Source organism: Chromobacterium sp. CCUG 30098, assembly GCF_059916605.1.
Genome location: NZ_JAUCGS010000013.1, coordinates 55,696 through 65,937, shown reverse-complemented (window position 1 = coordinate 65,937; position 10,242 = coordinate 55,696). Strand labels below are relative to the sequence as shown.

3 protein-coding genes are annotated in these 10,242 nt (G+C 71.7%); 2 read left to right on the top strand and 1 reads right to left on the bottom strand.

Annotated elements, in window-relative coordinates; translation table 11 throughout:
- Positions 1-4: 4 nt before the first annotated feature.
- Complete coding sequence (locus tag QUG03_RS21360; protein ID WP_107798078.1) at positions 5-238, bottom strand: MbtH family protein; 234 nt, start codon at positions 236-238, stop codon at positions 5-7.
- Between the two features lie 243 nt (positions 239-481).
- Between QUG03_RS21360 and hmlG the strand changes: the two genes are divergently transcribed.
- Both hmlG and hmlH read left to right on the top strand, forming a co-directional pair.
- Positions 482-8,923 carry a jagaricin-like haemolysin non-ribosomal peptide synthetase HmlG gene (hmlG, locus tag QUG03_RS21355; protein WP_500820939.1) on the top strand — a complete coding sequence of 2,814 codons (8,442 nt, stop codon included), beginning with the start codon at positions 482-484 and terminating at the stop codon, positions 8,921-8,923.
- Between the two features lie 4 nt (positions 8,924-8,927).
- On the top strand, positions 8,928-10,238 hold the full coding sequence (gene hmlH, locus QUG03_RS21350) for a jagaricin export MFS transporter HmlH (RefSeq protein ID WP_500820944.1): 1,311 nt from the start codon (positions 8,928-8,930) through the stop codon (positions 10,236-10,238).
- The last annotated feature ends 4 nt before the right edge of the window (positions 10,239-10,242 follow it).

Genomic DNA, 10,242 nt, shown 5'->3' with positions numbered 1-10,242 from the left:
ACCATTAATTCGCGGAAGGGGAAGCCGTTTGATTTTCCTGCATGAACTGCCTCAGGCTCAAGGGACGCATATCCGTCCAATTCTTTTCAATATAGTCCAGGCATTCCTGTTCCGCGCCGCTGACGCCAAGCGAGCGCCAGCCGGCTGGAATGTCGCGATATTCCGGCCATATCGAATATTGCTCCTCGTGATTCACCACCACGATGTATTTGGTTTCGTTCATCGCGTCCTGCGTCATATCAACCTCCGTGCCGTCGCTAGAAAATTAAAACAGTTTCTAAATAAATCTATTTATCCAACCAAAACATTGCTAATTGGAATTGTTTAAATCGGAGAATACCGACTCACAAAACCCGCCAAAGAATATACCGCATAAATTGAATATTTTTACAGACCTCGAAAAATAATCGAAATCAAATCGGGCGCGATGGACGCGCAGCCCGATGGGCGCCGACAACACATCACCTGGAAAGCCATTGAAATGAGCGTTAGCGATTGGAACGATAACGACCTGGACCTTCTCGACCATTTGCTGGAACAAGAACTGGACGTCTTGCTCCCGGCCCCCGCGCCCGTCGACGGCGGGCGGATCGCCCGCGGCGACGCCGCCTCCGGCCCGCTGTCCTTCCAACAACAGCGGCTCTGGTTCCTGCACCAATTGAGCGCCGGCGCCGCCGCCTACAATATCTGCTCCGCCTTCCGCCTGAGCGGCGCCTTGCAGGCGGACGCGCTGTGCCGGGCCTTTGATTGCGTGGTGGCGCGCCACGCCTCGCTGCGCACCGCCATCCGCGAAGTGGACGGCGCGGCGGCGCAGATCCCGCAGCCGGCCGGCCGCGCGGCCATCGAGCGCCTGGACTGGTCCGGCCTGCCGGCCGAAGAAGCCGCCTCCCGGCTGGAGGCGCTGGCGCGCCGCGAAAGCGCCCACGCCTTCGACCTGTCCGTCGGCCAGCCGCTGCGCATCGCGCTGCTGAAGCTGGCGGCGGACGAACACGCGGTGGTGCTGACCCTGCATCACATCGTCGGCGACGCCTGGTCGCTGACGGTGCTGATGGACGAGGCGGCCCGCGCCTACGCCGCGCTCAGCCGCGGCCGCGCGCCGGAACTACCCGAGCTGCCCATCCAGTACCTGGACTACGCGCGCTGGCAGCACGCCAACGGCCGGCAAGACCGCTGGGACGCCGACCTCGCCTACTGGAAAACCCAGCTGGCCGGCCTGCCCACGCTGGAGCTGCCCACCGACAAGCCGCGGCCGCCGGTGCAGGGCTTCGACGGCGCCACCGTGGGCTTCGACATCGACGCCGATACCGCCGAGCGCCTGCGCCGGCTGGCGGCGGCCGAACGCACCACCCTGTTCTGCCTGCTGCTGTCCGCCTTCCAGGCGCTGCTGGCCCGCCACGCGCGTCAGGACGATCTGGCCATCGGCACCTCACTGGCCGGCCGCGAGCGGGTGGAAACCGAGGGGCTGATCGGCTTCTTCGCCAATATGCTGGTGATCCGCGGCCGCATCGGCCCCGCGGACAGCTTCCGCCAGTTCGCGCGCCGGCAATCGGACACCATGCGCGACGCGGTGGAGCACGCCGCCGTGCCCTACGACCAACTGGTCGGCGCGCTGGGACAGGCCAGCCGCGACCCCAGCCGCAACCCGCTGTTCCAGGTCGCCTTCACCCTGCTCAACATCCCGGCGGCGATGCCGACGCTGGACGGGCTGCGGCTGACTCCGGTGCTGAGCCAGGAGGCCGCCCGTTTCGATCTGGAGCTGTTCATGCGCGAGACCGAGGACGGCCTGTCCGGCGCCTTCTCCTACAACACCGCGCTGTTCGAGCGGCTCTCGGTGGAGCGCCTCGCCGAACAACTGAGCCTGCTGCTGGACGCCGCCAGCCGTCAGCCGGACGCGCCGCTGGCCGCGCTGCCGCTGACCACGCCGCAGCAGGCCGCCGCCCTGCTGACCCTGCCGCGGCAGGCCGCCGCCGTCGATTGCGAGCCGGTGCACCGCGCCTTCAGCCGCTTCGCCGCGCGGCAAGCCGACGCCGCGGCGCTGCGCTGCGACGGCCGGGAACTGAGCTACGGCGAACTGGAACGGCTGTCGGACGCCGCCGCACGGCGGCTGGCGGCCGCCGGCGTGCGGCCGGGCGAACCGGTGGGCCTGTGGCTGACGCCCTCCTTCGAAATGCTGATCGGCGTGCTGGCCGCGCTCAAGGCCGGCGCCGGCTATGTGCCGATGGACCCGGCCTATCCGGCCGACCGCATCCGCTACATCCTGGAAGACAGCGGCGCGCGCGCCGTGCTCAGCACCGAGGCGCTGGCGCCCTCGCTGCCGCCCTTCGCCGGCCCGCTGCTGACCCTGGACGCGGCGGAGCCCGCGCCGGCGGCGGCGCTGCCGGCCGGCGACGACCCGGACGGCCTGGCCTACATCATCTACACCTCCGGCTCCACCGGCCGGCCCAAGGGCGTGGCGGTCAGCCACCGCAACTGCGCCCGGCTGTTCTCCAGCAGCGCCGAGCTGTTCCAGTTCGGCCCGCGCGAAGTGTGGACGCTGTTCCATTCCTACGCCTTCGACTTCTCGGTATGGGAAATCTGGGGCGCGCTGGCCCACGGCGGCATCCTGCTGATCGTGCCGCCGCTGCTGGCCCGCTCCTCGGACGCCTTCTACCAGTTGTTGTGCGAGGAAAAAGTCACCGTGCTGAGCCAGACCCCGTCGGCCTTCCGCCAATTGATGGCCGCCGAGGAAGCAAACCCGCGCGAAGGCGATCTGGCGCTGCGCTACGTCGTCTTCGGCGGCGAGGCGCTGGACCTGAGCAGCCTGGAACCCTGGCTGGACCGCCACGGCGACGACTACCCGCGGCTGATCAATATGTACGGCATCACCGAAACCACCGTGCATGTGACCTTCCGTCGCATCGGCCTGCCCGAGATCAAGCGCAAGCTGGGCAGCGTGATCGGCGCGGCGCTGCCCGATCTGTGCATCCGTCTGCTGGACGACGCCCTGCAGCCGGTGCCGCCGGGCATGGTGGGCGAAATCCACGTGGGCGGCGCCGGCGTGGCGCTGGGCTACGTCAACCAGCCGGAGCTGAGCGCCCAGCGCTTCATGCCGGACCCGCACCTGGACAGCGGCCTGCGCTTCTACCGCAGCGGCGATCTGGCGCGCGTCACCCCGCGCGGCGAGCTGGAATACCGCGGCCGCGCCGATCAACAGGTCAAGCTGCGCGGCTTCCGCATCGAAACCGCCGAAATCCAGGCCCTGCTCAGCCAGCACCCGGCGGTGGCGGAAGCCGCCGTGGTGGTGCGCGGCGACGGCGATCAGGCGCGGCTGGTCGCCTACGTCGCCAAGCGCAACGGCGTGGACGCCGCCGCCGCCAAGGACAAGGACAAGGGCTGGCTGCCCGCCTTCGACATGATCTACGAAGACGCGCCGGCCGAGGACGCCGACCTCGATCTGGTCGGCTGGACCGACTCCTACGACAACGCGTTGATTCCCGCCGAGCACATGCGGCGCTGGCGCGACGAGATCCTGAGCCGCATCCGCGCGCTGAACCCGCGCCGGGTGCTGGAAATCGGCGTCGGCAGCGGCATGCTGCTGCTCGCCGTCGCCCCGGACTGCGAGCATTACCACGGCCTGGACTTCTCCGCCCGCGCGCTGGAGCGCCTGGGCCGCACCGTGGCCGCGCGCGGCCTGGAACAGGTGACGCTGGAGCGGCGCGAAGCCCGCGAGCTGGCCGGCCTGCCGGACGACTTCGACACCGTGATCGTCAATTCCGTGGCGCAATACTTCCCCGACGCCGCCTACTTCCTGGACGTGGTGGACCAGGCGCTGGCGCGGCTGCGCCCCGGCGGCAAACTGCTGCTGGGCGACCTGCGCCACCTGGGCCTGCTGCGCCACTTCCAGGCCAGCCGCCTGCTGCGCCGCCTGCCCGCCGTCGCCGCGCCGACGCGGGCGGAACTGCGCCGTCAACTGGATGCGCTGATCGCCGAGGAAAAGGAACTGCTGGTGGACCCGGCGCTGTTCCGCCGCCTGGCGCGCCGCCGCGGCGACATCGCCGCGATCGAAATCCGCCTGAAGGAAGACGGCGGCGATTGCGAGCTGACCACCTACCGCTACGACGTGGTGCTGAGCAAGGGCGCGCCGCGCGCCGCCGCCGCGCCGGCCGCCGACGCCTCGCGCCTGCAACCCGGCCTGGCCAACCGCCGCGCCGCCGAGGTCAACCGCTTCCTCGCCTGGCTGGATCATGATCCGGCCAACAGCGCGGCCGACGACGAAGCCGCCGACGGCCAGCCCTGGCGGGCGCAAGCGCCGTCTGACGCCGCCGAGCCGGCCGAACTGCTGGCCGAAGCCGCGGCCGCCGGCCTGGCCGCCCGCCTCAGCTGGAGCGAGGACGCCGCCAACGGCCGTTTCGACCTGGCGCTGGCCGCCGCGGCCGACGCCCTGCCGCCGCTGGCGCTGGAACGGCTGGACGGGAACGACGACGGCGAGCCCGCCGCCTGCTTCAACACCCCGGCGCAAAGCCAGCCGCGCGACGCGCTGGGACCCGAGCTGCGCCGCCACCTGGCCGCGCACCTGCCCGACTACATGCTGCCGGCCGCCTTCGTCACCCTGGACAAGCTGCCGCTGACCCATAGCGGCAAGCTGGACTGGCGCGCCTTGCCCGAGCCCGGCCAGGCCCAACAAAACGGCGCCGACGCCGGCGCGCCGCCGCGCAACCGCGCCGAAAACGAAGTGGCCCGCCTCTGGGGCGAGGTCTTGGGCGTCAGCGGCCTGGGCCGCGAACAAAACTTCTTCGAAGCCGGCGGCCACTCCCTGCTGGCCACCCGGGTCATGTCCAGGCTGCGCGCCGAATTCGGCGTCGAACTGCCGCTGCGCACCCTGTTCGAACACCCCACGGTGGCCGAATTCGCCGCCGCGCTGGCGGCACGCGTCGCGCTGGAAGACCCCGCCGCGCCGGAGCGCCGCATCCCGCCGGCCGACCGCTCGCGGCCGCTGCCGGCCTCCTTCGCCCAACAGCGCTTCTGGTTCCTGGAACGGCTGGACCAGGGCGAACACGGCGTCTACAACATCGCCCAGGGCCTGCGCCTGCGCGGCCGTCTGGACCTGGCCGCGCTGCGCGCCGCGCTGGCCGGCGTGGTCCGCCGCCACGAGGCGCTGCGCACCCGTTTCGCGCTGAGCGACGGCGAGCTGCGGCAAATCGTCGACGGCGGCGACGGGCCGGAACTGCAGGAACTGACGCTGCGCGTGGACGCCGGCGACAGCCTGGACGCGGCGCTGAATCGCGCCGCCGACGCCTTCGCCCGGCCCAAGTTCGACCTGGAGGCCGCGCCGCCGCTGCGCTTCGCCCTGCTGCGCATCGGCCCGGACGACGCCGCGCTGCTGATCGCGCTGCACCACGCGCTGTCCGACGGCTGGTCGCTGGGCGTGCTGGTGCGTGAATTCGGCGAGCTCTACGCCGCCGCGCGGGAACAACGCCCGCCCAGCCTGCCCGCCCTGCCCATCCAGTACGGCGACTTCGCCCAATGGCAGCGCGACGCCCTGTCCGGCGAACGCTACGACCAGATGCTGGCGCGCTGGAAAACGCGCCTGGCCGACGCCCCGGCGGCGCTGGAACTGCTGGGCGACCGGCCGCGCGGCGCCGGCGGTCCGCGCCGCGGGCGCTTCGTCCGCTTCGATTTCTCGCCGGCCCAGACCCAGAACTTGCGCCGGCTGGCCGAGCGCGCCGGCGGCACCCTGTTCATGGTGCTGCTGGCCGGCTACGCCGAACTGCTGTCCCGCTACAGCGGCCAGCGCGATCTGGTGATAGGCAGCCCCATCGCCAACCGCAATCACCTGGACCTGGAGGGCCTGATCGGCTGCTTCGTCAACACCCTGGCGCTGCGCGTCGATCTGAGCGGCGCGCCCAACGCGCTGCAACTGCTCTCGCGGGTCCGCGACGTGGTACTGGAAGCCTACGAACTGCAAGACATGCCGTTTGAAACCATCGTCGACGCGCTGCGACTTGAGCGCTCGCTGGCGCGCAACCCGCTGTTCCAGACCATGCTGGTGCTGCAGAACGCGCCGCTGGACACGCTGCGCCTGCCGGGGCTGGAGCTGGAAACCCTGTCCAACGACGACAGCTCGCCGCGCTTCGACCTGACCCTGACCGTGCACGAAGCCGACGGCGGCCTGCAGGCGATGCTGGAATACGACGTCGACCTGTTCACCGACGCCGGCGCGCGCAGCCTGGCCTCCCGGCTGCAACGCTTGCTGCTGGCCATGGCCGACCAGGCGGAACAACCCTTGCCGCGCCTGGCGCTGCTGGACGCGGACGAAAGCCGGCGGCTGCTGGCGGACGACGGCGACGCGGCGTCCGCGCCGGCCACCCTGCTGCCCCTGATCGAGGCCAGCGCCGCCGCCGCGCCGGAAGCGACGGCCTTGAGCGACGACCGCCTCAGCCTGAGCTACGGCGAACTCAACCGCCGCGCCAATCAACTGGCGCGCGGCCTGATCCGGCTCGGCGTCGGCCCGGAAGACATCGTCGCCATCGCGCTGCCGCGCTCCGCCGACGCCGTGGTGGCCATGCTCGCCGCGCTGAAAGCCGGCGCCGCCTATCTGCCGCTGGACCTGGACTACCCGCCGGCCCGTATCGCCTTCATGCTGCAAGACGCCGCCCCGCGCTGCGTGCTGACCCTGAGCGACGCCACGCTGCCGGACGGCGCGGCGCGGCTGAATCTGGACGAGCCGGCCCTGCAAGCGCAACTGGCCGCGCTGCCGGACGGCAACCCCGCCGACGCCGAGCGCGTCCGCCCGCTGCGGCCCGAGCACCCCGCCTACCTGATCTACACCTCCGGCTCCACCGGCGTCCCCAAGGGCGTGGCGATCCAGCACGGCAATCTCCACGCCTCCACCGCCGCCCGCCTCGCCTTCTATCCGGCGGAACTGTCGCGGCCGGGCACCGCCTTCCTGCTGCTGCCCTCCTTCTCCTTCGATAGCTCAGTGGCCCTGCTGTTCTGGTCGCTGGCCTGCGGCGGCCGGCTGATCCTCAGCCGCGCCGGCGGCCAGCTGGAGCCCGGCTACCTGGCCGGCCTGGTGGAGCGCGAGCGGGCCGAAGTCTGGCTCAGCCTGCCCTCGCTGTACCGGACCGTGGCCCAGGCCCAGCCCGTCGGCTGGGGCGGATCGCTGCGCGCGGTCCTGTTCGGCGGCGAAACGGTGTCGGCCGGCGACCTGATAGGCCAAGGCCGGCGCTTCTACAACGAATACGGCCCCACCGAGGCCACCGTCTGGGGCACCGCGACGGAAATCGCCGCGCGCGACGGCCAGCCCGTCGACATCGGCCGCGCCATCCCCGGCTACCGCGCCTACATCCTGGACGAGGCCTTGCAGCCGACGCCGCCCGGCCTCGCCGGCGAACTCTATCTCGCCGGCCCCGGCGTCGCCCGCGGCTATCTGCGCCGCCCGCGGCTCACCGCGGAGCGCTTCCTCCCCAACCCCTTCCGCTGCGGCGAGCGGATCTACCGCACCGGCGACCGCGCGCGCTGGCTGGCGGACGGCCGCATCGAATACCTGGGCCGCGGCGACCAACAGCTGAAGCTGCGCGGTTATCGCATCGAAACCGGCGAGATCGAAGCCGCGCTCAGCGCCCAGCCCGGCATCGCCGCCGCCGCGGTGGCCCTGCACCACGCGCCACCCGCCGCCGCGCGGCTGGTGGGCTATCTAGTGCCGGCGGACGGCGAGGCGGACACCGCCGCGCTGCGCCGCGCGCTGGCGGAGCAATTGCCGGAATACATGATTCCCAGCGCCTGGGTCAGCCTCCCGGCGCTGCCGCTGACGCCCAACGGCAAGCTGGACCGCCGCGCGCTGCCGGCGCCGGAGCTGGCCGCGCGCGCCTACCGCGCGCCAAGCACCCCGCTGGAAACACAGCTGGCCGCGCTGTTCGCCGCCGTTCTGGGCCTGCCGCGCATCGGCGTGGACGACAGCTTCTTCGACATGGGCGGCCACTCGCTGCTGACGCTGCAACTGTTATCCCGCATCCGCGAGGAACTGGGCGTGGAGCTGCCGCTGGCCTCGCTGTTCACCTCCGGCACCGTCGCCGAGTTCGCCCGGCTGGTGGCCGAGGCCGGCCAGGCCGCCGCGCCGTCGGTGCTGGTGCCGATCCGGACCGATGGCGACGACGGCACCCTGCTGCTGGTGCACGACGGTTCCGGCCAGATCATCGGCTATCAAAAGCTGGTGGAGCGGCTATCGCCGCCCCGGCGCGTCTACGGCCTGCAAGCGGCGGGGCTGGACCCGGCCGTCGCCGCCGACGACAGCGTGGCGGCCATGGCCGAACGCTACGCCGCCGCCGTGCGGCAAGCCGGCCTGCCCGGACCGCTGATCCTGGCCGGCCACTCCTTCGGCGCCGCGGTGGCGGCGGAACTGGCGCGGCGGCTGGTCGAGACCGGCGTCGAAGTCAGCCTGCTGGCGGCGCTGGACGCGCCGCCGCGCCCAGACGCCGGCTTCCTGAACGAGCTGCCCCAGGACGAGGCCGGGCTGCTGCATTACATGGCCCGCACCGTGGAAATCGCCACCGGCAAAACGCTGGCCGTCTCGGAAGACATGCTGCGGCCGCTGGACCGCGCCGGGCGCTTCGCGCTGCTCAGCCGGCGGGTGCAAGACTCCGGCCTGTTCCCCCAGGGCATGGACCCGCGCCGGGTGGAAGCCATGTTCGACGTCTACCGCGCCAACCTGCTCAGCCTGCGCGGCCATCAGCCGCAAACCGCGCCCTGCCCGGTGGCGGTGTGGGTCACCGACGGGCTGGCCGCCAGCATGGCCGGACCGGCCGACCTGGGCTGGTCCGACTACGCCGCCGGCCCGGTCCAGGTGTTCCGCGCCGCCGGCGAACACGCCGACATGCTGCGCGAGCCGCATGTGGCCGGGCTGGCGGACAGCTTGGAGCGCGCGATGCGAGAACGCCATGTCTAAGCCCATGTCCGCCGTCCTCGCCGCCCCGCCGTCCTCGCTCTGGCGCGACCGGCGCTTTCTCTGGCTCTCCGCCGCCTGGTTCTGCTCCATCCTGGGCCAGCAGACCGCGCTGATCGCCCTGCCCTGGCTGGTGCTGCAGCTGGGCGGCGACGGCCTCGCCCTCGGCCTGGTCGTCACCGCGATGGAACTGCCGCGCGCGGTGTTCATCATCGTCGGCGGCGCGGTGGCGGACCGGCACTCGCCGCGGCGGGTGTTCCAGTGCTCGCTGCTGTGCTGCGCGGCGCTGCTGGCCCTGCTCGGCTACGCCGCCTACCGCGGCGGGCTGCCCTTGGCCTGGCTCTATCCCTTCGCCGCGGCCATGGGCGTCGTCGCCGCCTTCACCGGACCGTCGGCCGCCGCCCTGCTGCCCAACACCGTGCCGGAAGACAGGCTGCAACAGGCCAACTCCGTGTTCATGGCGGTCAACCAGCTCACCTTGCTGACCGGCCCCATGCTGGCCGGCGCGCTGATCGCCCTGCCCGGCGTCCGCGCCGGCGGCGGCCTGGGCCTCGCCTTCCTCTTGGGCGCCGCCTGCTTCCTGAGCGCCGGCCTGATGCTCAGCCGGCTGCGGCCGCTCGCCGCCGCCGCGCCGACACCGACGCAATCCGCCGCCGGCATCCTGCGCGCCATCCGCCGCGGCGCCGCCTGGACCTGGGGCGACGCCACCCTGCGCGCGCTGTTCTTCTACTGGGCGGTGATCGCCTTCCTGACCGCCGGCCCCATCCAGATCGGCCTGCCGCTGCTGGTCAAGAACGTCTTGGGCCTGGACGCCGGCCATTTCGGCACCCTGCTGTCCGCCCAAGGCGCGGGCAGCCTGCTGGGCATGGCCCTGCTCAGCCTGCTGCCGCCCAAGGCGCTGGGCCGGCTGGGATGGATGGTATTCTGCGCCGACGCGCTGATGGGCGCGCTGATCATCGGCCTGGGCCTGTCCGCCGCGTTTGCCGCCAGTTGCGCAATGATGTTCTTGATTGGACTCTTGGGCGGCCTGGTCCAAGTCCGGCTGATGGCCTGGATCCAGGCCCGCATCCCGGCGGAGATGCGCGGCCGGGTGATGAGTTTTTTGATGTTCATGATGGCGGCGGTCACGCCCTTGTCCACCACGCTGGCCGGCCTGAGCCTGACCTCGGCGCCGGTGCGCGCCTTGTTCGCCGGCGCCGGCCTGCTGCTGATCGGCGTCGCCGTGCTGGCCCTGTGCAGCCCCCGGCTGCGCGCCATCGGCGCGCCCCCCGGCGCCGCGGACGCCCGAGCCACCCCTTCCCTGCAAACAGGAGACTGAATCG